Genomic DNA, 25,795 nt, shown 5'->3' with positions numbered 1-25,795 from the left:
TATGGATGTAAAGACAAAGGACGTTAAGTCAAATACCCTTCCCGATGGACCAGATTGGACTTTTGGTCTGCTGGAAGAATATCACCAAGAGATCAAGCGCGTGGCCCAGCACTACAGGCTTGATACCTACCCGAACCAGATAGAGGTGATCACCGCTGAACAGATGATGGATGCCTATTCCAGTATCGGTATGCCTATCAACTACCACCACTGGTCTTTCGGTAAAAAATTCATCCAGACCGAGCAGAACTATAAGCACGGTCAAATGGGTCTTGCTTACGAGATAGTGATCAACTCCAACCCTTGTATCGCCTATCTAATGGAAGAAAATACTGTGACCATGCAAGCGCTGGTAATGGCGCACGCAAGCTACGGCCATAATTCTTTCTTCAAAGGCAATTACCTATTTAAGACCTGGACCGATGCCAGCTCCATTATCGACTATCTGCTGTTTGCCAGAAATTACATCTCTCAGTGTGAAGAGAAGTACGGCGTAGAAGAGGTCGAGAAGCTTCTGGACTCATGTCACGCCCTAATGAACTATGGTGTAGACCGCTATAAGCGACCAGAGAAAATCTCTATCGCCGAAGAAACCCATAGGCAAGAAGAGCGTGAAAAGTATCTGCAGTCTCAGGTCAACGAGCTCTGGCGAACCGTGCCTAAGAGTACTCGTGAAGAACATACCGAAAAACAGCGCTTCCCAAGCGAGCCACAAGAGAACATCCTCTACTTCATCGAAAAGCACGCGCCTTTGCTGGAGTCTTGGCAGCGCGAGGTCGTGCGCATCGTGCGCAAGGTCAGCCAGTACTTCTATCCTCAGAAACAGACGCAAGTGATGAATGAGGGCTGGGCGACCTTCTGGCACTATACCATCCTTAACCATCTTTATGATGAAGGCGTGGTGACCGATAAGTTTATGTTGGAGTTTCTTCATAGCCACACCAGTGTGGTGGCGCAGCCGGCTTACAACAGTCCGTATTTTAGCGGTATTAACCCGTACGCTCTTGGCTTTGCTATGTTCCAAGATATTCGCCGTATCTGTGAAGAACCAACAGAAGAGGATAAAGAGTGGTTCCCAGAGCTTGCAGGCAGTGACTGGCTTGAAGCGGTGCACTTTGCGATGCAAAACTTCAAAGATGAGAGCTTCATTAGTCAGTATCTCTCTCCCAAACTCATCCGTGACTTTAAGTTGTTTGCGATAAAGGATGACGACCGTAAGAACTACGTTGAGATAAACGCTATTCATGATGAAATGGGTTATCGCCAAATACGAGAGGCACTGGCTGCTCAATATAATCTGAGTAATCTAGAACCAAACATTCAGGTTTGGAACGTAGATGTTCGTGGCGATCGTTCTCTGACCCTGCAGCACGTCCCACATCAGCGCATTCCACTGGCTAAAAGCTATGAGGATGTACTTAAGCACCTCTACCGCCTGTGGGGCTTTGACGTCATCCTTGAAGAGGTGAAAGAATCAGGCAGGCGAGATATCCTCGCCACCTGCCCTAAACGGGGAGACTACAGCCAACACATCTAAACCAATTAAGCCCGCAACAGCGGGCTTTTTCATATCTTAAGATCAAGATTTGTTACATTCACAAATGGTATGCTGTCCCGAGTTAATCTTGGAAAGCCGTAACATGAAACTCTTAGCCGATATCACAGGCGAACAATACTTACAGATCCTAGAGCAGGACGATGACAAGGTGCTGGTGCAATTCATCTCAAACGAGGGTATTGGCAAAGGTGTACCCTTTAAAGACTCACTCAAAGGGCTCTATCTAGCCGGATGGACACCTCGCGCTACTTCCACTGCCATAGGTTTCTATCGATTTAAACAAGGCATGATAGAGGATGCTCACGTGAGTTTTGCTCTGCATCAGCTCTATCCACTAGGTCGAAAAGTAAGACTACCGTCAGGAGAGGTGGTTAGAATTGCCAGCTACGCCAATACTCATAGCGATGGCTACTATATGTTTGTAAGGCATGACGGTGATGAGGACCTAACTAGACTCAAGATGAGCCCTGAATGGGAGCTAATGCCAGATGAAAAGCTGTTAGCGCTTCCCTATTACCCTGCGCCAAGAACACAGCAAGAGTGGGACAATATCGATGAGTTTGATAGTTGGGCAGGCGGATTCTAAGGTCTGTTCACTAGATAAAACAAAGGACCTTTAAAAGGTCCTTTTCAATCGCTTATTAGGCAGAGACGATTCGCCTCACTTCCTCTAAGTCCTCTGGAGTGTCAACACCTGCGGCTGGTGCAACCTTAGCCAGTTCCACATGGATCTTCTCGCCATACCAAAGCACGCGAAGCTGCTCTAAAGACTCGATACGCTCTAGCGCAGATGGTTCCCAGTTGATGTAGGTATTGATAAAGCCGGCGCGATAGGCGTAGATGCCAATATGACGCATCAAAGGCTGACGCAGACTGTCTTTATCATTCTCAAACTGATCTCTATCCCATGGGATGGTGGCACGGCTGAAGTACATGGCGTAGCCTTTCTCATTTGCCACCACCTTCACCGCATTTGGGTTAAAGGCTTCTTCAGCGCTGTTGATCTCTACACCTAGGGTAGACATAGGCGCGTCACTGTCCGCAAGATTCTGCGCTACCTGACTGATGATCTGCGGCGGGATCAAGGGCTCATCTCCCTGCACATTAACCACGATATGGTCGTCAGGAATAGCCATCTTCTCAACCACTTCCGCAAGGCGCTCGGTACCAGACTCGTGCTTATCTGAGGTCATGCACACCTCACCACCAAAGCGTTTTACTTCATTGGCTACCTTGTCATCATCGGTTGCAACGATCACCTTGTCCGCACCCGCTTGCATCGCTTGCTCATACACTCGCTCAATCATGGTCTTGCCACAGATATCTGCCAGTGGTTTACCTGGCAGGCGCGTAGATTGGTAGCGTGCAGGAATGATTACGGTAAAAGACATAGTTAGCGACCTTCGTCCATTGAGATGCTACGAGCCTCAGGCTCAAGAAGTACAGGGATACCTTCTTTAATTGGGTATGCCAGACGGTCAAACTTACAGATCAGCTCCTGCTTGTCTTTATCGTAAGTCAGCTTTCCCTTACATACTGGACAAGCCACAATCTCTAGCAGTCTATGATCCATATTCCTTTAAAACCTCATTAATCTTGTCTAAAACTGTTTTAGTATTTTCCTGAGAGATATTGGCCGAAACTGGCAGATACCACCAGTTATCTTCTGCAAAATCTCGACATTTGACCGCATCTTTTTCGGTCATAATCAGGGATTGTGTCTCTTTCATCAAAGGTTTGATGTCATCTGCGCTGAGCGCCTTATGATCAGTAAAACCTTTAGTGACTAATACCTCGGCGTGCATCTGCTCTAAGGTATTAAAAAATCTAGGTGGATGTCCTATAGCGGCGATAGCAGCAAGTGTTCCAAGCTCAGTGACTGGCTTTTTCTCACCTGTAACTAGGTTTATCGCCAAGTCTGGCTCTAGGCTCATGGCAAACTCGCCCTGCTCAGCCTCACCACCATTAGTGATCAAAAAGTCCACCTCAGCTAGGCGCTCAGTAGACTCTCTAAGTGGTCCAAGAGGTAGTAGCTTTTCATTACCAAAGCGGCGCGCACCATCAATAACGATAAACTCTACATCACGCTTGAGCGCATAGTGCTGAAGACCGTCATCAGAGATAACCAATTGCACATCGTGCTCCAAAAGCCCTTTAACTGCCTCTGAGCGCACAGGATCGACCATGACTAGAGCGCCGGTGCGCTGCGCGATCAGTTTAGGTTCATCACCACAATGCTCAGTTGGAGTATTATTACCCACCAATAAAGGATAATTCGGTGCCTTAGCGCCATACCCTCGGGAGACCACGCCAACCTTAAGCCCTTGCTTTTGCAAAAGCTCCACCAGCCACACTACAACTGGCGTCTTTCCGTTACCGCCTGCAGTAATGTTACCCACGATAACGATAGGCACAGGTGCTCGATAAGATTCTCGCTTACCAGCAACAAAGCTCTGTCGACGACCTCGACTTATAGAGCCAAAGATAAGGCTAAGAGGCCACAGCAGTGGCCAAAATAGAAACCTAAGCGGGCTATTACTAAACCACAACAAGTTAATCACGTCGATTAACCACCAAACTGGATACGGTGAAGTTGGGCATAAGCCTCATCTTTTTCGATAAGCTCAGCATGGGTGCCACGTTCGATGATCTCTCCCTCATCCACAACAAGTATCTCATCTGCATTCTCGATAGTAGAGAGTCGGTGCGCGATAACCAGAACTGTCTTATCTTTTTGAAGCTCATCAAGGGCGGCCTGAATCGCTCGTTCAGATTCAGTATCCAGTGCTGAAGTTGCCTCATCCAGAATCAGAACAGGGGCATCACGTAAAAGCGCACGAGCAATAGCGATACGCTGACGCTGACCACCAGAGAGGCTAGCGCCATTCTCACCTATCATGGTATCTAGGCCTTCAGGCATACGATCGGTGAACTCTAGTGCGTGTGCAAGCTTAGCTGCATGCTCTATCTGCTCTCTCGTGTACTCACCCTCAGCCGCATAAGCGATATTATTGGCAATGGTGTCGTTAAACAGGTGCACATTTTGTGAGACTAGAGCGAACTGACTACGAAGGTTCTTCAAGGTATAGTCCTTGATGTCATGCCCATCGAGCATGATCTCTCCACTATCGACATCATAGAAACGGGTAAACAGATTAGCTATGGTACTCTTGCCCGAACCTGAACGGCCCACTAGCGCAAGGGTCTTGCCTTCCGGAATGGTAAAACTTACATCTCGAAGCGCTGGCTTCTCTTTACCTTGATAGGTAAAGGTCACGTCTTTCACCTCAACCACGCCTTTAGCACGATCAACCTCGAGTTTGCCCTTGTTCTCTTCTGTTTCAAGATCCATCAGGCTAAACAGAGTATGAGCTGCCGCCATACCGCGCTGGAAGTCTGAGGTTACATTGGTTAGAGATTTAAGTGGGCGCATCATCCCGAACATAGCCGAGAAGATAACGGTAAAGGTACCTGGAGTCAGGTCTGCACGGATCTGATCGATACTTGCCAGATACAGAACTGCCACCAAAGCAAACGACGCAATAAGCTGAACAATAGGGTTTGCCGCAGCCTGAGCCGACACCATCTTCATGCTCTGCTGACGCATGCGGTTACTTACGTTATCAAAACGCTCTTTCTCTACGTCTTGACCGCCATAGCTCAGCACAACCTTATGACCCTTGAGCATCTGCTCAGCCGATGAGGTTACGTGCCCCATCATGGTCTGCATGTTCTTACTGATCTTTCTAAAGCGTTTAGAGACAGTGCGGATAGCAAAGGCAACAAATGGCGCCACCACTAATAGCACTAAAGATAACTGCCAGCTGTTGTAGAACATCAGAGCTAGCATACCGATAATCAGCGCACCCTCGCGCACTAGGCTAACAAGAGCCTTACTGGTCGCAGCGGCCACTTGTTCACTGTCATAGGTAATGCGTGAAAGCAAGCCACCGGTAGATTCACGATCAAAGAAGGCCACCGGCATGTGCATAAAGTGATTGAACACCGCACGACGCATCAGCATGACCACGTTGCCGGATACCCAGCTCAAGCAGTAGGTGGAAATAAAACCACTCACACCTCTGACGATTATCATCCCTAGGATGATCCAAGGTAGAATTTTAAGGAAGTTAGATTCAACATCTGCGAAACCTTCATCAAGAAGCGGCTTCAACAGGGAAATCATATAGGTGTCGGCAAATGCATTAACAACCAGCGCAACGGTTGCTACAGCCAAGCCCAATTTATACAGACGTATATATTTCCACAAACGCTTAAAGGTCTGCCACGTGGATTCGTCTGGGAGATTTGACATAAGAATTGCTTTATTTTTTATTCAGTTACTACTCATTCTACTCCCTTCCGTAAAATCTGCCTATACCAAGCATCAGATTGTCTGTCCCGATATGGACTCACCTGCATACCCTGGTCAAAAAATCGCACAATTATCCGTCCATGCTGGCCAGTATCTAGCCAACTGGCTCCATTTTGCTCATATCTAGAGCGAACATTTTGTGCCGGAAGGTTCCATTTTCCTGAGCTAGAAACCGACGCTATCGCCACTTTGGGCGAGGTGTGTTCTACAAATCTAAGACTGGATGAGGTATTACTGCCGTGGTGGGGCACAATTAACAGGTCAACTTTTCTAAGGTGACGTTGCAACTGGTATTCCGCCAACAAGTCGATATCACCCGTTAACAACACCCGATGCTTTTTGTCGCTCACTTCAACTACGCAAGAGTGAGGATTATAAGCTCGATATACCTGAGAGGTTGGCCACAGCACCTTTAACCTCAATCCTTGCCACCAAAGATGCATACCCTGGACACAGGGCAGAAAGCCGAGTTGGAATTGAGAGCTGAACCCTTGAGTCATAGGTGCAAATCTAAATATATCCTTAACCCCACCGCTATGGTCATTGTCCCAATGACTAACAAACAACTTGTCTAGGCTCAACCGCTCAGCTCTTATCACAGGTAATATCAGCTGCTGGGCAAAACTTCCCTGCTCCCACCCCGCGCCAGTGTCATATAAAATGGCTCTGCGCTCTTTACTTATCACAACAGCTAAGCCGTGCCCGACATCTAGTACATCAAGACTCCAGTTAGGTGGTGCTAGATAGCTAGATGAGGATACGGCTAAACCAATCCCCGCAATCGCTGCTTTTTGCCTAACAACCAAAACGGCGAAGCCTAGAAGCAAGATGGTTAAACCCAGTATAGGGGCCTCTATCCAGTGCCAACTGCTAGTGAGTTCGATAGTCCTCATCATCAAGCCGACTAAGCCATCGCACACCTGAAATAACAACACAGAGAAAGAATCGGCAATGAGCATAAACACAAAGCCTAAAAACAGAAGCGGTACTATCAATACAGAGACCAGAGGAATAAACACAAGGTTATAAAAGATAGCGACGGCAGAGAAACCGCCGAGTATTACCTGAGATACAGGGATCAAGCCGACAAACAGCCCTATTTGAACGCAGACTGCTCTTAACCAAAAGTTGCCTAATCGCCTTGCGCAGTGCGCGCTTATAAATACAACCGAAACCGCACCTAAACTAAGCCAAAGACTGGGATCTAACGCTGAAAAAGGGGATAGGAGCAAGATTATGGCCAACACTAAACTCAGCAGGTGCCAGTTATCTAACTTGATATCTAACATCCTAAGTCCTGACCAAAGCAGACACATAATCAAAGCCCTTTGCGTAGGAAGACTAAATCCCGCTAGCCATGCATAAAAGACAGCAACGCCCATAGCCAATACAAAGGGAGCATAGAAGAACTCTTTCACTGCCAGTCTTAGAGCAAAGCCAAGCCACCAGCCTATGCCAAAAGCCATACCTATATGCAGACCTGAGATAGCAATTAAATGCGCAAGGCCACTTTGTCTTAACCCCTGCCAGGTATCTGAATCTATCTCTGCTCTATCCCCAAACATCAGAGCGAGCAGCAAAGGCTGATTTTCCAAATTATCGGTGAGTATGGAAAATGTCTGAAATAACTGACCTCGAAGTGAGGGTGGTTCTACTCTTCGTATCACCTCTATCAGATCAACCTTAGCCAAAATAGAGCGCGAGAAGTAATAGCTTTCCGCATCAAAACCAACACCGTTGCGCTGACCTCGGATTGGAATAGGTTTAACTCGAACCTGCCAAATCTCGCCCACAGCGAATGGGACAGGTAAAGCTTTCACTCTAAGAAGTAGCCTTCCCGAAAGTGGCTCTCCACAGGTATTCTTACCATTAAACGCCACTGACGAACTTGAAAAATAAAGATTCGATTTAAAACTGCTTTCAATCCTGACATTTATGGTAATATCCTCAGCGCAATTGAATAAGGTGTTGGTTTGTCTAACAAATTGATGTGCGTGTACTAGACTAACCACAATTGCCAGAAAAACGGCGTACCCAATGCGAAGCTTTTCAAACCGGCAACACACTAGCACCGCGGCAAGTAAGGGAACTAGCCAGTAAGCATCAGGTAGGATGTGCCCATTCATTGCTACGATCACTGTCGTAGAAAACACAATCAAGTTTCGTTTAGCTAATAAGAGAGCCATATTCCCTTATGCCTAGAAAATTTATTCAACGCTTAATGCCTGACCATGAGTTGATCAAACGTCAAAAAGCGCTTCGAATATTCGGGAATGTTCTATACAACCCAAACCTTTGGGTATTGAATCGTCGCTCAGCCTCTGGAGCGTTCGCCGTTGGCCTATTTATGTGCTTCGTGCCACTGCCAAGTCAGATGATCATGGCGGCCGGCCTCGCCATTATGTGTGGTGTAAATCTCCCTCTTTCTGTGGCCTTGGTGTGGATAAGCAATCCTATTACCATGCCCATCATGTTCTACTTCGCCTACAAATTAGGCGCATTAGTGATGCAGTTGCCCCCCCAAAGTTTCCACTTCGAGTTGTCCTGGGATTACCTCGTGTCTCAGATGTCCACCATAGGCCCTCCATTTTTACTGGGCTGCGCTATCTGCGCTGTGGTCTCAGCAGTACTCGGTTACTTTGGTATTAGAGCACTGTGGCGATACTCAGTAGTGAGAAGCTGGCAACAACGCAAATTAAAGCTCAATCCTTTCTCTAAAAACTAGATACAAAAAAAGCGCATCCCATTGGAATGCGCTTTTTTAATGCTTTTTTCACTCTTACTTTGAGCTCAATACCGTCGCTGGGTTTAGCTTGGCCGCTTTACGAGCGGGGAACCAAGTCGCGAGTAGACTCAGTAATATCGCTGTACCCGACACCAAAGCCACATCCAGAAGATGCACCTCAGATGGTAGGAAGTCGATAAAATAGATATCACCAGAAAGGAATTGATGGCCAATAACGGTCTCGATGCCCTTGATGATAAGGGTGAGATTACTCGCCACGACCAAGCCTAGGATACTGCCAACTATGGCACCTAGTACCCCAGAGAAAACACCTTGCCACATAAAGATCGACTTGATCAAAGAGTCTTGCGCGCCCATAGTGCGCAGAATCGCGATCTCTGCTGATCTATCTTTTACTGCCATCATCAAGGTAGAAACGATATTAAAGCAGGCCACGCCGATCACCAGTACCATCACCAGATACATTATGGTGCGCACAGTCTGAATATCTCGGTAGATATAGCCAAACTCTTGCTTCCAACTATTGATATAGACATAGATAGGCAGACTATTACCCAAACTGCGCATCAAAGGCTGAGCATCAAATACATTGGTGGTCTTAACCGAAAGACCGTGCACGGTATCCTCCAGTCCAAGATAGGCCTGTGCATCTTGTAATGGGATCAGGGCCAAGCCATGATCCAGTTGCCCACCCAGAGCAAAGATGCCCGACACCTTAAGCCTCACACGCTTCGGCGCTTGAGTACGACCGTTTTTAGGCGGCGTTGGGATCATGATAGAGATGGCATCTCCAACTTTTACCCCGAGCTGGTCGGCAACACCCTGCCCTAGGATCATATTCTGCTCACCAGCAGCAAAGTTCTGCCATGCATCCCCTTGCACAAACTTATACAGGCTGGAAACACCTTGCTCTAAGCTAGGATCAATGCCACGTACTTGGATGGCCTTAAGCTGAGTCCCTTTCTCCGCCAGAGCGGTAAACTTAACAAAGGGAGCGGCCGCTTCAGCTTCGGGTTTGTCCTTGATGTACTCCACAAGAGGTTGCCAATCCTGGATAGGCTTGTTTACCGCAGTAAAATCACCATGAGGCACTACCGCCAGCACACGATTTTCCAGCTCACGCTCAAAACCGTTCATAGCCGACAGACCAATAATGATTACCGCCACACCAACCATGATGCCAATAGTCGAGGACAGAGAAATAAAAGAGACCATCTTGTTGCGCTGCTTAGCACGACTGAATCGGCCTCCAATAAATAATGAGAGAGAGGAAATCACAGGCTCTCCTGTACGCTAGCAGAGCTGATAAGTAGGCCGTCTTGCATATGCATCTGTCTGTCCATCTTGCCTGCCAGTTCACTGTCGTGGGTAACCACTAAAAACGCAGTACCAGATTTCTGATTAAGCTCTCGCATCAGGTCGTAGATATCCAGCGCTGTACTATGGTCTAGGTTACCTGTGGGCTCGTCAGCCAATACTAGCGCTGGCTCGTTAACCAAGGCGCGAGCAATAGCCACTCGCTGCCTTTCACCACCAGAAAGTTCAGACGGTCTGTGCTCAAGGCGATGCTCCAGACCTACCTTGGTCAGCAGTTGAACTGCTTTTTCTTTAGCGACAGAGGGCTTCTCACCGCCGATAAGAAGAGGCATAGCCACGTTCTCGATTGCCGAGAAGTCAGACAAAAGGTGGTGGAACTGATACACAAAGCCAAGGTGCTCATTGCGCAGTTTCGCTTGTTGGTTGGCGCTAAGCACACTCAGGGCTTGCCCTTTAAAGCTCACCTCACCCACACTCGCATCGTCCAACGCGCCTAGGATATGCAACAAGGTACTTTTACCAGAGCCCGAACTGCCAACGATAGAAACCAGTTCGCCACTCTTAATGTCAAAGCTCACCCCTTTGAGCACTTGGGTATCAACACTGCCTTCACGGTAGGTTTTCTTTACGTCATGACAGGTTAATAAATCACTCATATCTTAGTGCCTCAGCAGGTTTAACAGATGCCGCTCGGTAGGAAGGAAATAGGGTCGCCACTATACTCAGCGCAACCGCAAGTCCAACCACAACAGCAACTTGGGCAAAATTAATCATTACAGGTAGCTCACCGCCATAGGAATAGAGAGACGCGCCGACCGCTAGCAAAATAGAATTCAGGTTCATAGAAAGAAGCGCGCCAAGCAGACCACCACAGACCGCGCCTATCACGCCACTGCTCGCCCCTTGCACCACAAATACTGACATTACCTGACCTTTAGTCATGCCTTGGGTCTTAAGTATTGCCACCTCAGATTGTTTCTCCATCACCACCATAATGAGAGCGGAGATAATGTTGAACGCGGCTACACCGACAATCAGACCTAGCATCAGACCCATCATGTTCTTCTCCATCTTCACCGCTTGGAACAGCTCTCCACGCTGTGCTCGCCAGTCTTGCCACTGCCAGCCTTCTGGGAACTCGGTTTGAGAGAGAGTAGAAACCACAAATGGATCATCAAGATAGAGACGCCAGCCACTGATGGTCTCCTTTGGAAGGCGAAGCAGCCTTGCGGCATCTTCAATGTTAGTCACCATCAACTGAGCGTCGATGTCTGAGCCGGTATTGAAGATACCCGCCACGGTGAAGTTACGCTGACTTGGGATACGGCCGATTGGCGAGTATTGGCTGGCACTGGTAACCAGAAGACGCACTTTATCACCTTGGGTGACCTTTAGCTGGCGCGCCAAGGTGTGACCAATGAGGATGCGATACTTGCCTGCCTCCAATGAGTCCACACTACCAGAGAGCATATATTGACGAAGTGGGTCGTCTTCTGCTCCTTCAATACCTATCATTTGACCCGCCATCAGATGACTTGGGCTTTGCAGTACAGCCTCGCTCTCCACTATAGGCGCAACGCCCTCTAGATGCGGGAGCTGATTGATAAATTTTGGTGGCTCGGTTTGCTCTGGAGTGCGGCCACTTTCTTGGCCAACAATCGCCTGCGGTAATACGCCTAATATGCGCCCTTTAAGCTGGCCCTCGAAGCCATTCATCACCGACATTACTGTCACCAAAGACATCACCCCAATGGTGATACCTGCAGTAGACATATAAGAAACAAATCGGCTAAACCTATCGCCGGAGCGGCCCCTTAGGTACCTAAGTCCAACGAATAAAGAAACGGGTCGAAACATTAAAATTTTCCATGATGAAAAGTCTTCAAGCCAACAAGATAGAAACCATTAGCATCGGCCTGAATCTACTAATGTAACGACTATCCGCAATCGACTTCAAGTAATGCTTGTTTTTATTAAATATTTTGCAGATTTAAGGCAAATTTTGAGCGGTTACGCCTGAATTACCGCTTACCGGTTGATATGTAAGCGTGGTTTACGATAATGATAATCTACTTAGGGCGTGTAGGAATCACACACAAATATGGACAAGCAAACCTTGCTCTCTCTTCCCATTGCATCCGCCGCTGGCGATAAAAAACAGATCGGTAACCTTCACGGGGCGTCTTTGGCTCTGGCGATCGCCGAACTCGAGCGCGCTCATAACGGGCCGGTACTTCTTATAGTTAATGACCCGCAAACGGCGCTTAAGTTGCAGTCGGAAGTAGAACAATTTAGCTGCTCCAAGGTAACCCTGTTCCCAGATTGGGAGACCCTGCCCTACGATAACTTCTCTCCCCATCAGGACATCATCTCAGACCGCATTGCCGCGCTATACCAGATGCCGACTATCTCTGAGGGTATTGTTCTGGTGCCGGTAAGCACACTCTTGCAGCGTCAATCGCCGCGTGATTTTCTATTGCAACACACCCTGATGGTAAAAGCTGGCGACCTCTTCTCGTTAGATAAACTTCGCCTGCAGCTCGAAAAATCGGGCTATCGTAACGTAGATCAGGTATTCGGGGCTGGTGAATACGCCAGTCGAGGCTCTATCCTTGACCTCTATCCTATGGGCAGCTCAGCCCCATACCGTGTGGACTTCTTCGATGATGAGATCGACACCATACGTACCTTCGATCCGGAAAATCAGCGTTCTATAGAAGAGATAGACGAGATACGCCTGCTTCCCGCGCACGAATTTCCAACCAGCGAAGAAGCCATAGAGGACTTTCGCATTCGCTGGCGTCAACGCTTTGAGGCAAGACGCGAACCTGAATCTGTATATATGCAGGTATCTAAGGGGACTTGGCCTGCAGGTATCGAATACTGGCAACCTCTGTTCTTCGAACAAACAGAGACCCTGTTTGATTACATGCCAGAAAACACCCTAATGCTGACGGTGGGCGATATCGAAGCATCGGTTGATACCTTCTTGACCGATGTTGATTATCGATTCGACCAAAGACGCGTCGACCCACTCAGACCTCTACTCGAACCAGAGATCCTGTGGCAGACCAAAGAGCAGTTGTTTGCCGCACTTAAGAAATGGCCTCAGGTAAAACTGGGCAAAGAGTCCATAGGTAACCGTGGCGGTAAAAAAGACCTAGATATAGAAGCGCTGCCAATTATCGCCTCTGCGCCGCAGACTAAAGAGCCGATGAGCGCTCTGCGCCAATTTGCCGAGGGTTACACCGGCAAGATCATCTTCTCGGTGGAGTCTGAAGGCCGTCGTGAAGCACTTTTGGAGCTATTAAAACCGGTTAAGATCAAGCCAAAGGCGTGTGAGTCTATCGATGATGCCCTTGGCTGTGGTGACAAATTTACCCTAGTCTTGGGCGCGTCAGAGCACGGCTTTATCTATAAAAACCCTGACTTTGCCCTTATCTGTGAAAGCGACCTTCTTGGCGATCGCGTTATTCAGCGTCGCAAGAAAGACAAACGTGCAGTTAATAGCGATACCGTGATTAAGCACCTTGCTGAGCTTAAACCGGGTCAACCTGTGGTGCACCTCGACCATGGTATTGGCCGATATATCGGCCTGCAAACCCTCGAAGCTGGCGGCATCAAAACCGAATATGTAACCCTTGAGTATCAAAATGAAGCCAAGCTTTATGTGCCTGTAGCTTCCTTGCATTTGATCAGTCGCTACTCAGGCGGTGCCGAAGATGGCGCGCCTATCCATAAGCTAGGTAGTGAATCGTGGAGCAAGGCTCGCCGTAAAGCGGCTGAGAAAGTACGTGATGTGGCGGCGGAGCTGCTGGATGTCTATGCCAAACGTGAGCTTAAACCTGGCTACAAGTTTGATCTCGACAGAGATGGTTATGCCCAGTTCAAAGCGGGCTTCCCGTTTGAAGAGACTGAGGATCAGAACCAAGCCATTAACGCTGTACTCTCTGATATGTGTCAGCCTAAGGCCATGGACCGCCTTGTGTGTGGTGACGTGGGCTTTGGTAAAACAGAAGTGGCGATGCGAGCCGCCTTCCTTGCCACTGATAACGCTAAACAGGTTGCGGTGTTGGTACCAACTACCCTGCTTGCCCAGCAACACTTTGAGAACTTCCGCGACCGCTTTGCCAACCTGCCGGTGCGTGTTGAGGTGCTATCTCGCTTCAAGAGCGCTAAAGAGCAGAAACAGGTTCTTGCCGATGTTGCCGACGGCAAGGTCGACATCATAGTCGGCACCCATAAACTTCTACAAGATGACATCAAGTTCGCTGATCTTGGCCTTCTTATCGTCGACGAAGAACACAGATTCGGCGTGCGTCAGAAAGAGAAGATGAAAGCGATGCGCTCAGATGTAGATATCCTTACCCTCACCGCAACCCCTATCCCGCGTACGCTAAACATGGCAATGAGCGGAATGCGCGATCTGTCTATCATCGCTACACCGCCTGCAAGACGCTTGGCTATCAAGACCTTTGTGCGTCAAAGCGATGATGCCATCATCCGTGAAGCCGTCCTTCGTGAGATCATGCGTGGTGGTCAGGTTTACTTCCTGCACAACCAGGTAGAGACCATTCAAAAGGTTGCCGACGATCTTGCCAAGCTGATACCAGAGGCGCGCGTTACTACTGCCCATGGTCAGATGCGAGAGCGCGAACTCGAAACTATAATGAACGACTTCTACCACCAGAGATTTAATCTGCTGGTGTGTACCACCATTATTGAAACCGGTATCGACGTTCCAACCGCCAATACCATTATTATGAACCGCGCCGATAACCTCGGCTTAGCCCAGCTTCATCAGCTGCGTGGTCGTGTGGGTCGTTCGCACCACCAAGCTTATGCTTATTTACTAACCCCACATCCAAAGGCCATCACCAAAGATGCGGCTAAACGTCTCGAAGCCATTGCTTCTCTAGAGGACCTTGGCGCGGGCTTTACCTTGGCAACCCATGACCTTGAGATCCGTGGTGCCGGTGAGCTTCTTGGTGATGAACAGAGCGGTCAGATCCAATCGGTTGGCTTCACCTTGTATATGGAGATGCTAGAGCAAGCGGTTGAGGCGTTGAAAGAAGGTAAAGAGCCTTCCCTTGATGACCTACTTCGCGAGCAAACCGAGGTAGAGTTGCGCATCCCTGCCCTGCTGCCAGAAGACTATATACCGGATATCAATACCCGATTGTCTCTGTATAAGCGTATTGCCAGTGTCGGCAACGACGGTCAATTGACCGAGCTTAAGGTTGAACTCATCGACCGCTTTGGGCCGCTTCCAGATGCAACTAAGAACCTTCTTGAGGTCTCTAAAATCAAGCTATCGGCGGCGAGTATTAAAGTGGATAAGGTGGAAGCCCATGAAAAAGGCGGCTTCATCGAGTTTTATCCGGATGCTGACATCAACCCTATGTATTTGGTTAAACTGCTTCAAGCAGAACCACAAAAATACGCCATGGATGGACCGACTAAGATCAAGTTCATGCAGTCATTGGTAGACAGACGCGACCGCATAAACTTTGTCCATGACCTAATCGAGCGTTTCGCACAGAATCGAGCGGCTTAAATCAATTCTGCGAAACCGGTAAAAACTGATACAATTCATTAAGATAAACGGCATTAATCAAGCTACGGAGCCAAAATGAAGAAATTTATCCCACTACTACTGTCGCTACTGCTGATCCCCAGCTTAGCTATGGCACAAGGGAGAGAATTTGATATTGAAGTCTTGATCTTCAAACGCGCGGTAGACGCAGAGAAGACCCAAGAATCTTGGCCTGAGTCTCTACCAGAGATCAATATGGAAGGCGTTGAGCCGTTCAATAATCACGAATATCGTAAGAAGAAAGGGGCGCAAATGCTCTCTTACGATAACTACAAGCTAATTAAAGAGCGCGATGAACTGAAGAAGCACGCCGGTTTTGAGGTTCTGTTGCACACGGCATGGCGACAAGGTGACCAAGATCGCGCAAGTGCACCTAAGTTCCATATCCAAGCAGGTAAAGACTACTCTAAAGAGTTTAACCCTGATGGCAGCAAGATTGGCTCAGCTACCTCTGATTCAGCTCTAGGTGAAGACATCCAAGAGAACACTATCCCGAAGGCGCTATATGAGCTAGACGGCAAGCTACAAATCTATGTACAGCATTACTTGTTCGCGGAAACCACTCTGGATCTTCGTGAGCCAAGCGTGAAGAGCGTAACCTTTAAAGAGCTAAAACCTGAAGAACTAAAAGATAGCGAAAACTTCGCCGTACTTGCCGATACTGAGAACGACAATGTTCAAGCGGGCAATATGGAAGAGGTATCACCGAAGAAAGAGGTGGTGACCTATCTTAAGAGCTATCGCATGGAGCAGAAGCGCCGTATGCGTAGCGGTGAGACTCACTACCTAGACCACCCTCTTATGGGCATGATCATCCAAGTACGTCGAGTTCAAGATTAATTGAATCTCAATACTAAAAAGGGCTGCCATATTGGCAGCCCTTTTTGTTTGTCACCGAATTAGTGAAGCTTTAGGTTTGGACGTAGCACTCGGTTGATGCGTCCCACTAGCATCATAAGGCCAGTCTTGATAGTGCCGTGCAGCGCCATCTGGTGCATACGATATAGCGAGATATACACCACGCGAGCGATGCGACCCTCAACCATCATAGAACCTTTGGTTAGGTTGCCCATCAGGCTACCTACGGTTGAGAAACGGCTTAGAGAAACCAACGAGCCGTGATCCTTGTACTCGTAGCCAGTTAGCTGCTTGCCATTCATCATCGCCATGATGTTCTTGTAAGCGTGGCTTGCCATCTGGTGCGCAGCCTGAGCACGTGGCGGTACAAACTTACCGTCTTTCTGGGTGCACTGAGCTAGGTCACCGATAACGAAGATGTTATCATCACGGGTAGTCTGTAGCGTCTCTTTAACCACAAGTTGGTTGATGCGGTTAGTCTCAAGACCTGCGATATCCTTCATGAAATCTGGCGCCTTGATACCTGCAGCCCAAACCATGATCTGTGCAGGAATCTTCTCGCCATCTTTAGTAGTAAGACCATCAACATCTGCTTGAGTCACCATAGTCGCTGTGCGTACGTTAACACCCAGCTTAGTTAGCTCTTGGTGAGCTGCTGAAGAGATACGTGGTGGCAAAGCCGGAAGAATACGTTCGCCCGCTTCAACTAGGTTTACGTTTAGCTTGCTTGAATCTAGGTCGCCAAAGCCGTAGTTACGCAGTTCTTTGATTGCGTTGTGAAGCTCAGCAGAAAGCTCAACACCAGTAGCACCTGCACCAACGATAGCAATATCCACAGTGCCTTGGCCTGAGTTTGCGTGAAGTTTAAGGAATTGGTTGTTCATCTCTTCACGGAAACGGTGTGCCTGCTCTGGGCTGTCTAGGAAGATACAGTTGTCACGTACGCCTGGAGTGTTGAAATCGTTAGAGGTTGAACCGATAGCCATAACTAGGTAATCGTATTCAAGTTCGCGTGCTGGGATAAGCAGTTCGCCGCCTGCATCTTTTAGCTCATCAAGGATGATAACCTTGCGCTCACGGTCGATATCGCAAAGGCTACCCATTTGGAAGTCAAAGCCATGGTTCTTCGCGTGAGCTCGATAGCTAAGAGCATCTACACCCGCATCCAATGAGCCTGTTGCTACTTCGTGCAGCAGTGGCTTCCAAAGGTGACTCGCTTTACGGTCAACTAGGGTTACCGTCGTTTCTTGATCGCGACGGAATTTACGACCCAGTTTGGTTGCTAGCTCTAGACCGCCAGCGCCACCACCAACAATAATGATACGTGCCATGTAAACACTCCTTGATACTTCAAAAAAATAAAACTTAAAAATTTATACCTAAGCCATCTCGGCTCTAAGGTCGCTTAGGTATAAACCCGATTCTGATGTGAACATCGAATCACAATCTCAACTTTTTTTGATTTATATCAATTTTTGTTTAGTCCGCATTATATCCAATTCGATTTGATGAGCAACAAGCAAAACAGAGAAAACCACATTTTCTTTAATGAAATTGCGGTGAAAATTCTTAAACGCACAAAAAAGCCCGCTAACTAGCGGGCTTTTGTCATACCGTATGCATAAAATCGCTGAAATTATGCCTCTTTAAATGCCTTGATGGCTTGAAGATGATGGGAGATCTTCTTGAATTTATGGGACTCGTTTTCATCCCAGATGATCTGGTAGTAATCCTGAAGCTCGCCAGCGGTCACCTTGTTGTCGTGGATCTCATCGTTGGTCGAGAGCACAACTAAGCAGCGGTCTTTGTTCTTCATTCGATACTGTTCAACGCACTTAGTGGCAATATCGTCGTACTCTTCTGGGCGGTCGATACGGCCCAGCATAGTGCGCTCTGGATGCAGATTCGGGTTGAAGATAACCTGCTTGATACCGCACAAGAAGCCGATACGCTCTGACCAATAACCGCCTAGACCAACACCGCAAATAACTGGATGCTTGTCCTCCGAGGACTCTATTACCTTGTGCACCTCTTTAAGAAGGTGTGCCATATCATGCTTAGGATGAAGTGTAGAATAGTTGATAAAACGAACGTCATCGTCGATGAACTGCAACTGCAGCACCTTCTCATGGTTCCCTGGGCTGGTTGAGTCAAAGCCGTGAAGATAGATAATCATGAAGCCTTCCTTGTTTGCGACACTACCTAAGTCGCGTTTAGCCTGATATACATTAAATCTAACACGATTTAATGGTAGTGAAAGTCACAGAGTAACTTTTATTGTCAAACAAAGGTCCCCCGCGCAGAGTAAAGATTAAAAGGTTGATCTTAGTCAGGTTTTGTAGGCGTTTGCGCCAATAAAAAAGGCCAGCAAAGCTGACCTTTTTCAAACACTTTATAGGCCTAGAAGGCTTCTAGATTGTTGCTTACGAATCTCTGTTTCGTCAGCCCACTCAATCAAACCAGTCTCAAGGTCCATGAGGCGCATTGTCATCTTGTAGTAAACGTCTTTATCGTTACCCGCTTCCTTAACAATGCTCGATAGGTTCCCGTACAACATGTACTGAGCACCTACCATCTTACCAAACTGGATAGCGCTTGATTGATCCACAAGCTCATCGTTGTTTTGGAAGTTAAGCTGCTTACGAACAGACTCAACACGGTCCATATCAACGAAGCGGAACTTACCAGAATTCAGCATCTTGGTAGACACAGAGTCAGTGATAGATTCAGTATCGATATGCTCGCTGGTCTTGTTCTTAATGCGCTCAACGAACACGATCGGACGCTGGTCTTTAGTGATAGCCGCAACAGAACCTGAGTTCAGCATGCTATCTACCATTTCAGCAGCAATCTTTTGTAGATCGGTCGAACCAAAGTCAACGGTAGTGGTTTCAGTTGCTTGCGCATCACCATAGTTAACCTTGTTTGAACAGCCACCAAGAATGACAGCTAGACCCAAGAGTGCAATGACACTTTTTTTCATCATATTTCCTTAATTGTCTGCTTCTCGAATTTGAACTCTAAACTGAGTCCCTTCCGGATTTATTGAAACTTCTGATAGTGTGCGAGTTTCGAAACCACGCACCACATCTTGTCGCCAAGCGGATGGCTTAGTGTTTACCTCTAAGCCATTGTCGTCATACCAATAGAAGCGGTATTGAATGCGAAGATCCGCTTTGTAATTACTGCTAACCGTTACTATGCCACGCTTACGGCCGTCGTCTTTCTCGACCGTTGCAATATCGTCAACGATCAAACGGCTGCCCAGTACATTGTCACCAAACAGTACCTTTTGAGACTTACCGTCGACACGAAGGCCAGCGGTATTAGTCGCACAGCCTGCCACAGTAAACAGAGTTAGTAGCACTAACGCCCATTTTTTCATTAGATTGCCCCCAAGAGTTTGTGCCAGATAGTCACATTACCGCCCTGTCTCGAAAGCCAAACCAGAGTTGTCTGCCCTTCTCGAACTGGGAACTTATAACTTAGACCCGCAACAAACAGTTCATGTTCCCCTGCACTCAGTGTAGCACCCGAGCTATAGACTGAAGCAGGAAGAGATTGCCAACTGCGCGTATCGGGTTGCTCAGTTAGGGTGTTGAAAACATTGAACAATACGTTCGTGACATCATCACCGCGCGCCGCCTCTTTGCGCAATTGATCTTTTGTTACCGTGCGTAACACCTGTCTCAGCAGTATCTTCGGCATCTGCTCAGAGAGCTGATTGCTGGCCATCAGATTGACGTCCACCAGCTCATCACCGCGTATGCCTTTACCGTTCAGCTGCAGGGCACCAAATTTTTGAACACCGCTGTTATCGTAGTAAGGCAACGCCACCGAGTAGAAACCCACGTCCCCTCGACTGTCGTACACCGGTAGGGTCAGACGCCAATCGTTCATCTGCTTAACCGCACCACGCTCATCTAGGATGATAACCCTGCCCTCTCCTTTAGGAAGAGGTTGATAAGCGCCGTACTGCTTGGTTAAGAGCTCAAGATCCTGCCTCATGCCCAGTTCTGTGGCAACGCGAAGCGCACCATCGATAACCTGCTTATTATCTGGTGCAACGGCCAGTGCTCTTCGATAATCCACATAGGCACTGTTTGGGTCGCCTTGAGATTCATAAAGGAGTGCTGACAAGTAGAGCAGGTAGCCGTTCTGCACCGCCTTTAACTTATCACCCGCATCAGGATAGCGTGACAGGACACTGCCAAGATTCGGGCTAAGACCACTCTTTTTCATATCCGCTTCGGCGCGCTTTAGATCAGACTCACGCTGTTTTCGAGCACGCTCTTGCACCTGATTAGCGCGACGCATCTCAACCAGCGCCCCTTCCAAGCTGTTTTGCTCAATATAGTTAAGGCCCAAGTAGAGGTGCAAAAAGCCCAACTCATAATCGGCAGGCTCGTAATTGGTCAAGTTGTCATTGACCGCCAAAGCCCCGACGCTAGTGGCAGTATCCGAGATGGAAATAACCGCTTGATCTTGCCATTGGCGAACCGCTCTATCACTCGCCTCAAATGCTGACTTACTCTCAGGGTACGATGCAGCCAAGAAGTCGATGCGCCCCCTTTCCATATTATCTAGGATGTCACCTGCACGGCTCTCGGGCAGTTGCTCTTGAGCCTTGAGATAATCACCGCTGCTGACAGCCTGATAAACGGAACGATTCTGCGCAGAATAATGACTAAAAAGGTTACCCGCAGAGAGAGAGGCACAGGCGGTAAGAATCGCACTACAAAATACAACTGACGCGGTACGATACAGCTTTTTACCTTGTTTCATTAGCCAACCAGCATAGGTCCTAAAGGCTTGCCACCCACTAGGTGCATATGAATATGGTATACCTCTTGGCCACCATAAGAATTACAGTTCACGATCAAGCGATAACCGTCTTCTGCAATGCCTTCTTCTTTAGCAATCTTGGCTGCCACGGTAAACATGCGTCCTAGCGCGCGTTCATCGTCTTCGGTAACGTCATTTACGGTAGGAATAACGTGGTTAGGAACAATCAGAATATGAGAGGGAGCTCTCGGGTTGATATCTTGGAATGCTGTCACGAGATCGTCTTGATAAACCAGTTCAGTTTGGATCTCTTGACGTATGATTTTACTAAAAATTGTTTCTTCAGCCATGATAGGTCTCAGCTCAATTCAATGGTTTAACAAGAGTGCACCAAGGTGTCTAAAAAAGCAATTGCATCAACAATCTAGCGATTCTCAAACAACCAAAAATGAACAATAAGATTTAATGCCACGCCCGCTACTTGCAATTTTATGCAAAAACCCCAATCTTTCAGTAACCAGCGCACGTTAATTCCCATTTGTAAGTACGGCTAGGTACTTAATTTTTCTCAGTTTACAAACTAATGTGCGCCTCAATAATAAGAGGTATAAAGCATGCCAGTTCAGATTGGTATTATTGACCAAGATCCGATTCGCTTGGTCACTCCCCTGTTAGATGACCGCGCGGTCAGTCGCCATATGATCTTTATCGGGGTTGCAAATCAGCGCCCTATGTTTGAAAAGCTAGAAGTCGTTCTGGCAAAGCGCGATATCAAGAGTGAGTTCTTCGAGATCCCGAATGTTTCAAACACTGCCAAGATTAAATCTTGTGTGATGGAGTTGGCTAAGCGTTTGAAAGAAGAAGGCGACACCATCAAATTCAACGCCAGTTGCGGCCTAAGACATAGACTCCTTTCTGTCTATGAGGTTGTGCGTAGCTTTGATTGGCCAATCTTTGTCGTGGAACCTAATACAGATAGATTGAGCTGGCTTTACCCTGATGGTCAGATTGACGCTCAGGTTCAAGACCATATCACCATCAATGACTATCTCACCATCTTTGGTGCTGAAGCCGAATTCCCTACCGAAGAAGACATGATCCATATCGACGATGTGCTTCTTGGCGTATGTGAAAAGTGGGCAAGTCACGCCCTAGAGCTTGGCCCTGGTCTTGCCACCCTAAACTTTCTTGCTACAACCTGTCGTAAAGAGCAGAAACTGGATGTGGAGCTCTCCACCAAACAGCAAGGTTATCGTGAGCTGAATATCCTGCTAGAAGACTTGGTTCAAGCGAACCTTGCAGACTACGCTAACGGCGTACTCACCTTCCATTCTGAAAAAGCGCGTCGTTTCTCTAACGGCGAATGGCTTGAAGCACTGGTTCATGCTCATGTTAAGCAGATCCAAGCCGAGTTATCGACACTGCAAGACTGCTCATTGAACGTTCAAGTTAGTCGTAAAATAGGTGAGAAAGAGATCCGCAATGAGCTCGACGTTGCTACGGTTGCGAATAACAAGCTGCATATCATCGAGTGTAAAACCAAGGGTATGCGCGATGACGGCGATGATACTCTGTATAAGCTAGATACCCTTCGCGATCTACTAGGTGGTCTCCAAGCACGCGCTATGCTTGTAAGCTTCAGACCGCTGCGTCACAACGATATCACTCGTGCTGCAGACTTAGGCCTTGCACTTATTGGTCCGGATGAACTACTTGACCTTCATGCCCACCTGAAAAAGTGGTTCTTAGCTGCAGGCGGCACCGAAGACTTCCCTTATTGATAAACAAAAAACCGGAGCGCAGTGCTCCGGTTTTTATATATCTGTTTTAGTAATTAGGCTAGAACCTTACGCGCCGCTTCCACTACTGTTTTAATCGAAAGCGCTTCAATCTCCTTCATCTTAGCCGAATCTGGGATTTCTTGTTGGGTACGATTAATAATAACCCCAGCAACACAGCCTGCTCGCAGACCTGAGCTTGCACACATGGTCAACAGGGTTGCAGACTCCATCTCAAAATTCAGAACGCCCATCTCTTGCCACTCTTGCATCGAATCTTTAAAGCGACGCACAACGCGTCCAGTAAAGGTGTCGTAGCGCTCTTGGCCTGGATAAAAGGTGTCACTGGATGCAGTAACGCCGGTATGTACAGTCGCGTTTTGTTCTACTGCGGCCTCTTTCATCGCAAGGGCAATGTTGAAATCCGAAACAGCAGGAAACTCCATTGGAGCAAAGTGCAGGCTAGCACCGTCGAGGCGTACAGATGCTGTAGTCACTATCATGTCACCCACATTCACATGTGGCTGAATAGCGCCGGTAGTACCGACACGTAGGAAGGTATTGACACCTAGCTGCGCCAACTCCTCTACAGCAATAGAGGTCGATGGACCACCGATACCTGTCGAACACACCACTACCTTGTTGCCATCTAGCTCTGCCAAATAGAGCGTATATTCGCGATGACTAGCAAGAAACGTTGGATTATCCATACAATCGGCAATGCGTTTTACGCGCTCCGGATCGCCAGGAATGATAGCCAGTGTTGCCCCTTGCAGGTCGTTTTGATTTACACCTAGATGAAATACATTTTGTTGAGCGCTCATAGATGACTCGCTTATGTTCGTTAAGTAAGGCTTTACCTTAGTGAGTTTCCCCACAAAGCAAAGTGAGCTAACTCACAAGTTGTAGGGATTCCAAGTTGTTGATTTCATAGTTAAACGGTTGCCATCACAAAAAACGCCACCGCGAATGCAGTGGCGTTTAACTATTGGCGTTTTTTTATACCGGATGTTGGAAGCAGGCGTTAATGGACTCACCTAGCGCACGCAATACATCACTGCGTGAGATAATGCCCACTAGTTTCTCTTCATCCACGACCGGGTAAACCTTCGGCTTACCGACCTTCATCATCTCAGCAAGTTCGATGATGGACATGTCTGGGTGCACGCTCAGTACCTCTTCATACATCACGTCGCTAACGATGTGCGTGTCCTGGCAGTGATAACTTACCTTGATAAGTTTTTCCAAGAGGTCTTGCTCGGACAAGAAACCCACTACCTTTTCACTCTCATCGATCACCGGACCTCCTGGGTTCTTCGCTTTAAGAAATTTTTCCAAGGCCGCTGAAAGGGACATATCAGAGGTGAAGGTCACCGCTTGATGAGACATGTAATCTTTGACTTTCAATGATTGCATATGGGACTCCTTTCCAAAATCTTTGCTAATACAATTTAAGTGTCGACTAAATTTCTGAAATTTCTAGGTTATTTCAAGGATTTTGTTTTATATCTCATTCATAAACACTCTAAACACAAAAAAGTGGGATAAGTTACGGAAATTTCGCCACTTTTTACCAATATGGGCTAGGGTTTATCTGAGCAAATGGATTTGATGCCCTATGAGCCGGAAAACGTATCACCTCATTCTTACGTCGCTAACACTATTAATGGTCACTTCCCCCTCTTTCGCCGAAGAGGAAGAGCTTACTGCGCCTCCTTGGTCGGTGGAGATACCCGCTGTGCCCGAAAAGTTTGACTGGCTGCTGGTTAAAAAAGGCGAACTTCTTGGAGGGGACATCATCGCCATGTATGACGACAAGGTGGAGTTCGATAGCGATGAGGTGGGCATACATAAAATAAAGATGAAGGACATCAAGGAGCTTAGAACCAAAGACATAATGCAGCTTCGATTTCTCGACGGAAGCATTATAGAAGGTCATATCATCATTACCGAAGATAGCGTCTATACAATGGAGAATCCCGACCAGACGTTTCCGAGAGAAGAGCTCCTATCTATTACACCATCTGAAAAAAGTGGCGAAAGCCTCTGGGCCGGGGAAATCAGTGCTGGTCTTAACTTCAAATCTGGTAATACCGAAAGCTTTGATTATTACTTTGATGCTGAGGTTCGCTATCTAAGATCAACTGGTCGATTCATTTCCACCTATCGCGGTGTGTTTGAAAAGGTAAGAGATAAAACCACAGACACTGTGGTAACAACTGAAGACAACCACAGGTTTACCGCCAAATACGATTACTACTACTCCAAAAAACTCTTCTTAACCTTGCCTAGCTATGACTTGGTCGTTGATACCTTTAGGAATATTCGCTACCAAACCTCGCTAGGTGTTGCTGCGGGTTATGAGGTCATAGACATCAAGGGGATGGATCTTGAGGTTTACGCAGGTCCTAGCGTTCAGGCCACTCACTTTGAAACGGTAGAGCCGGGTGAAGATGAGGTCGTATACTCTCCGGTGCTCGCGTTTGGTTTCGACTTTGAGGTAGACCTCACTTCAGATATCGAGTACTTCCTGGTCTATGATGCCAAACTGGTCAATGAAGAATCGGGGCTTTATATACAGCGCACCGAGACTGGTTTTGAGATAGAGCTTATCGATGACTTTGACCTCGAAATCACTGCCGTCATAGACAACACACTAGAGCCTGTTGCCGACGAGAATGGCATCAAGCCTGAAGCGACCGACATTCTGTTCACCATAGGCATAGAATACGAGTTTTAAAGTGTTGATTTTAATAGAGATCAGTTTGATACTATTTAGGTC

General features: G+C 47.6%; 23 protein-coding genes. 7 read left to right on the top strand and 16 right to left on the bottom strand.

Features of this window, described 5'->3' with window-relative positions; translation table 11 throughout:
- The first annotated feature begins 1 nt into the window (after window position 1).
- Together Pcarn_RS05060 and Pcarn_RS05055 are read left to right on the top strand one after the other, a co-directional pair.
- Window positions 2–1,537, top strand: coding sequence for a SpoVR family protein (locus Pcarn_RS05060; RefSeq protein WP_261835300.1), 1,536 nt, complete (start codon window positions 2–4; stop codon window positions 1,535–1,537).
- A gap of 103 nt (window positions 1,538–1,640) precedes the next feature.
- Window positions 1,641–2,144 (top strand): hypothetical protein, encoded by a 504-nt coding sequence (locus Pcarn_RS05055; protein WP_261835299.1) that lies wholly within the window; start codon window positions 1,641–1,643, stop codon window positions 2,142–2,144.
- A gap of 55 nt (window positions 2,145–2,199) precedes the next feature.
- Here Pcarn_RS05055 and kdsB read toward each other — a convergent pair whose 3' ends face one another.
- The 5 genes from kdsB to Pcarn_RS05030 are packed head-to-tail and all read right to left on the bottom strand — an operon-like array spanning window position 2,200 to window position 8,119.
- Window positions 2,200–2,949, bottom strand: a complete 750-nt coding sequence (gene kdsB, locus Pcarn_RS05050; protein WP_261835298.1) for a 3-deoxy-manno-octulosonate cytidylyltransferase — start codon at window positions 2,947–2,949, stop codon at window positions 2,200–2,202.
- 2 nt (window positions 2,950–2,951) lie between these two features.
- The gene (locus Pcarn_RS05045) at window positions 2,952–3,131 is read right to left on the bottom strand and encodes a Trm112 family protein (RefSeq protein ID WP_261835297.1); all 180 of its coding nucleotides are present in this window, start codon (window positions 3,129–3,131) and stop codon (window positions 2,952–2,954) included.
- Complete coding sequence (lpxK, locus tag Pcarn_RS05040) at window positions 3,121–4,119, bottom strand: tetraacyldisaccharide 4'-kinase (RefSeq protein ID WP_261835296.1); 999 nt, start codon at window positions 4,117–4,119, stop codon at window positions 3,121–3,123. The genes Pcarn_RS05045 and lpxK overlap by 11 nt, the downstream gene beginning before the upstream one ends.
- A 5-nt stretch (window positions 4,120–4,124) precedes the next feature.
- Window positions 4,125–5,873, bottom strand: a complete 1,749-nt coding sequence (gene msbA, locus Pcarn_RS05035; protein WP_261835295.1) for a lipid A ABC transporter ATP-binding protein/permease MsbA — start codon at window positions 5,871–5,873, stop codon at window positions 4,125–4,127.
- A 32-nt stretch (window positions 5,874–5,905) separates the two neighbouring features.
- On the bottom strand, window positions 5,906–8,119 hold the full coding sequence (locus tag Pcarn_RS05030; RefSeq protein ID WP_261835294.1) for a DNA internalization-related competence protein ComEC/Rec2: 2,214 nt from the start codon (window positions 8,117–8,119) through the stop codon (window positions 5,906–5,908).
- Between the two features lie 8 nt (window positions 8,120–8,127).
- Here Pcarn_RS05030 and Pcarn_RS05025 point away from each other — a divergent pair, with 8 nt between their 5' ends.
- Complete coding sequence (locus Pcarn_RS05025; protein ID WP_261835293.1) at window positions 8,128–8,658, top strand: DUF2062 domain-containing protein; 531 nt, start codon at window positions 8,128–8,130, stop codon at window positions 8,656–8,658.
- 54 nt (window positions 8,659–8,712) lie between these two features.
- Here Pcarn_RS05025 and lolE read toward each other — a convergent pair whose 3' ends face one another.
- The 3 genes from lolE to lolC are packed head-to-tail and all read right to left on the bottom strand — an operon-like array spanning window position 8,713 to window position 11,853.
- Window positions 8,713–9,957: a lipoprotein-releasing ABC transporter permease subunit LolE gene (gene lolE, locus Pcarn_RS05020; protein WP_261835292.1), complete on the bottom strand. Its 1,245-nt coding sequence runs from the start codon at window positions 9,955–9,957 to the stop codon at window positions 8,713–8,715.
- Window positions 9,954–10,652, bottom strand: a complete 699-nt coding sequence (gene lolD, locus Pcarn_RS05015) for a lipoprotein-releasing ABC transporter ATP-binding protein LolD (protein ID WP_261835291.1) — start codon at window positions 10,650–10,652, stop codon at window positions 9,954–9,956. Before lolD ends, lolE begins: the two co-directional genes overlap by 4 nt.
- Entirely contained in the window at window positions 10,645–11,853 is a 1,209-nt protein-coding gene (lolC, locus tag Pcarn_RS05010) for a lipoprotein-releasing ABC transporter permease subunit LolC (protein WP_261835290.1), read from the bottom strand. Before lolC ends, lolD begins: the two co-directional genes overlap by 8 nt.
- Window positions 11,854–12,097: 244 nt before the next feature.
- Here lolC and mfd point away from each other — a divergent pair, with 244 nt between their 5' ends.
- Window positions 12,098–15,553, top strand: coding sequence for a transcription-repair coupling factor (mfd, locus tag Pcarn_RS05005; RefSeq protein ID WP_261835289.1), 3,456 nt, complete (start codon window positions 12,098–12,100; stop codon window positions 15,551–15,553).
- 75 nt (window positions 15,554–15,628) lie between these two features.
- Window positions 15,629–16,432 carry a peptidoglycan binding protein CsiV gene (locus tag Pcarn_RS05000; protein ID WP_261835288.1) on the top strand — a complete coding sequence of 268 codons (804 nt, stop codon included), beginning with the start codon at window positions 15,629–15,631 and terminating at the stop codon, window positions 16,430–16,432.
- 59 nt (window positions 16,433–16,491) lie between these two features.
- On the opposite strand, the gene Pcarn_RS04995 is transcribed toward Pcarn_RS05000, so the two are convergent.
- The 6 genes from Pcarn_RS04995 to hinT all read right to left on the bottom strand — a co-directional run bounded on the left by Pcarn_RS04995 (window position 16,492) and on the right by hinT (window position 21,585).
- The gene (locus tag Pcarn_RS04995; protein WP_261835287.1) at window positions 16,492–17,781 is read right to left on the bottom strand and encodes an NAD(P)/FAD-dependent oxidoreductase; all 1,290 of its coding nucleotides are present in this window, start codon (window positions 17,779–17,781) and stop codon (window positions 16,492–16,494) included.
- A gap of 305 nt (window positions 17,782–18,086) precedes the next feature.
- A complete protein-coding gene (gene ycfP, locus Pcarn_RS04990; protein WP_261835286.1) occupies window positions 18,087–18,626 on the bottom strand; it encodes an alpha/beta hydrolase YcfP in 540 nt (179 codons plus the stop codon).
- Between the two features lie 216 nt (window positions 18,627–18,842).
- Complete coding sequence (gene lpoB, locus Pcarn_RS04985) at window positions 18,843–19,433, bottom strand: penicillin-binding protein activator LpoB (RefSeq protein WP_261835285.1); 591 nt, start codon at window positions 19,431–19,433, stop codon at window positions 18,843–18,845.
- 9 nt (window positions 19,434–19,442) lie between these two features.
- Window positions 19,443–19,835 (bottom strand): YcfL family protein, encoded by a 393-nt coding sequence (locus Pcarn_RS04980; RefSeq protein ID WP_261835284.1) that lies wholly within the window; start codon window positions 19,833–19,835, stop codon window positions 19,443–19,445.
- On the bottom strand, window positions 19,835–21,235 hold the full coding sequence (locus Pcarn_RS04975; protein WP_261835283.1) for a COG3014 family protein: 1,401 nt from the start codon (window positions 21,233–21,235) through the stop codon (window positions 19,835–19,837). The genes Pcarn_RS04980 and Pcarn_RS04975 overlap by 1 nt, the downstream gene beginning before the upstream one ends.
- Window positions 21,235–21,585, bottom strand: a complete 351-nt coding sequence (gene hinT, locus Pcarn_RS04970) for a purine nucleoside phosphoramidase (RefSeq protein ID WP_261835282.1) — start codon at window positions 21,583–21,585, stop codon at window positions 21,235–21,237. Before hinT ends, Pcarn_RS04975 begins: the two co-directional genes overlap by 1 nt.
- 264 nt (window positions 21,586–21,849) lie before the next feature.
- Between hinT and Pcarn_RS04965 the strand changes: the two genes are divergently transcribed.
- Window positions 21,850–23,016, top strand: coding sequence for a DUF1887 family protein (locus Pcarn_RS04965; RefSeq protein WP_261835281.1), 1,167 nt, complete (start codon window positions 21,850–21,852; stop codon window positions 23,014–23,016).
- Between the two features lie 53 nt (window positions 23,017–23,069).
- On the opposite strand, the gene udp is transcribed toward Pcarn_RS04965, so the two are convergent.
- Window positions 23,070–23,837: a uridine phosphorylase gene (gene udp, locus Pcarn_RS04960; protein ID WP_261835280.1), complete on the bottom strand. Its 768-nt coding sequence runs from the start codon at window positions 23,835–23,837 to the stop codon at window positions 23,070–23,072.
- Between the two features lie 175 nt (window positions 23,838–24,012).
- A complete protein-coding gene (locus Pcarn_RS04955) occupies window positions 24,013–24,429 on the bottom strand; it encodes a CBS domain-containing protein (RefSeq protein WP_261835279.1) in 417 nt (138 codons plus the stop codon).
- Window positions 24,430–24,631: 202 nt separating this feature from the next.
- Between Pcarn_RS04955 and Pcarn_RS04950 the strand changes: the two genes are divergently transcribed.
- Window positions 24,632–25,753: a DUF481 domain-containing protein gene (locus Pcarn_RS04950; RefSeq protein ID WP_261835278.1), complete on the top strand. Its 1,122-nt coding sequence runs from the start codon at window positions 24,632–24,634 to the stop codon at window positions 25,751–25,753.
- Window positions 25,754–25,795: the final 42 nt, after the last annotated feature.

The organism is Vibrio ishigakensis (assembly GCF_024347675.1).
Lineage (GTDB): Bacteria > Pseudomonadota > Gammaproteobacteria > Enterobacterales > Vibrionaceae > Vibrio > Vibrio ishigakensis.
The sequence above is the reverse complement of the archived record's forward strand: the minus strand, read 5'-3'. Positions and strand labels throughout refer to the sequence as shown.

What these genes read in the sequence shown, in the direction of transcription:
- Pcarn_RS05055 (WP_261835299.1), top strand. Translation starts at nt 1,641, where the DNA reads ATGAAACTCTTAGCCGATATCACAGGCGAACAATACTTACAGATCCTA.
- Pcarn_RS04950 (WP_261835278.1), top strand. Translation starts at nt 24,632, where the DNA reads ATGAGCCGGAAAACGTATCACCTCATTCTTACGTCGCTAACACTATTA.
- udp (WP_261835280.1), bottom strand. Translation starts at nt 23,837, where the DNA reads ATGAGCGCTCAACAAAATGTATTTCATCTAGGTGTAAATCAAAACGAC.
- Pcarn_RS04975 (WP_261835283.1), bottom strand. Translation starts at nt 21,235, where the DNA reads ATGAAACAAGGTAAAAAGCTGTATCGTACCGCGTCAGTTGTATTTTGT.
- msbA (WP_261835295.1), bottom strand. Translation starts at nt 5,873, where the DNA reads ATGTCAAATCTCCCAGACGAATCCACGTGGCAGACCTTTAAGCGTTTG.
- lpoB (WP_261835285.1), bottom strand. Translation starts at nt 19,433, where the DNA reads ATGAAAAAAAGTGTCATTGCACTCTTGGGTCTAGCTGTCATTCTTGGT.
- Pcarn_RS04965 (WP_261835281.1), top strand. Translation starts at nt 21,850, where the DNA reads ATGCCAGTTCAGATTGGTATTATTGACCAAGATCCGATTCGCTTGGTC.
- lolC (WP_261835290.1), bottom strand. Translation starts at nt 11,853, where the DNA reads ATGTTTCGACCCGTTTCTTTATTCGTTGGACTTAGGTACCTAAGGGGC.
- ycfP (WP_261835286.1), bottom strand. Translation starts at nt 18,626, where the DNA reads ATGATTATCTATCTTCACGGCTTTGACTCAACCAGCCCAGGGAACCAT.
- Pcarn_RS05045 (WP_261835297.1), bottom strand. Translation starts at nt 3,131, where the DNA reads ATGGATCATAGACTGCTAGAGATTGTGGCTTGTCCAGTATGTAAGGGA.
- Pcarn_RS04980 (WP_261835284.1), bottom strand. Translation starts at nt 19,835, where the DNA reads ATGAAAAAATGGGCGTTAGTGCTACTAACTCTGTTTACTGTGGCAGGC.
- lolD (WP_261835291.1), bottom strand. Translation starts at nt 10,652, where the DNA reads ATGAGTGATTTATTAACCTGTCATGACGTAAAGAAAACCTACCGTGAA.
- Pcarn_RS05030 (WP_261835294.1), bottom strand. Translation starts at nt 8,119, where the DNA reads ATGGCTCTCTTATTAGCTAAACGAAACTTGATTGTGTTTTCTACGACA.
- kdsB (WP_261835298.1), bottom strand. Translation starts at nt 2,949, where the DNA reads ATGTCTTTTACCGTAATCATTCCTGCACGCTACCAATCTACGCGCCTG.
- Pcarn_RS04995 (WP_261835287.1), bottom strand. Translation starts at nt 17,781, where the DNA reads ATGGCACGTATCATTATTGTTGGTGGTGGCGCTGGCGGTCTAGAGCTA.
- hinT (WP_261835282.1), bottom strand. Translation starts at nt 21,585, where the DNA reads ATGGCTGAAGAAACAATTTTTAGTAAAATCATACGTCAAGAGATCCAA.
- Pcarn_RS04955 (WP_261835279.1), bottom strand. Translation starts at nt 24,429, where the DNA reads ATGCAATCATTGAAAGTCAAAGATTACATGTCTCATCAAGCGGTGACC.
- Pcarn_RS05025 (WP_261835293.1), top strand. Translation starts at nt 8,128, where the DNA reads ATGCCTAGAAAATTTATTCAACGCTTAATGCCTGACCATGAGTTGATC.
- mfd (WP_261835289.1), top strand. Translation starts at nt 12,098, where the DNA reads ATGGACAAGCAAACCTTGCTCTCTCTTCCCATTGCATCCGCCGCTGGC.
- Pcarn_RS05000 (WP_261835288.1), top strand. Translation starts at nt 15,629, where the DNA reads ATGAAGAAATTTATCCCACTACTACTGTCGCTACTGCTGATCCCCAGC.
- Pcarn_RS05060 (WP_261835300.1), top strand. Translation starts at nt 2, where the DNA reads ATGGATGTAAAGACAAAGGACGTTAAGTCAAATACCCTTCCCGATGGA.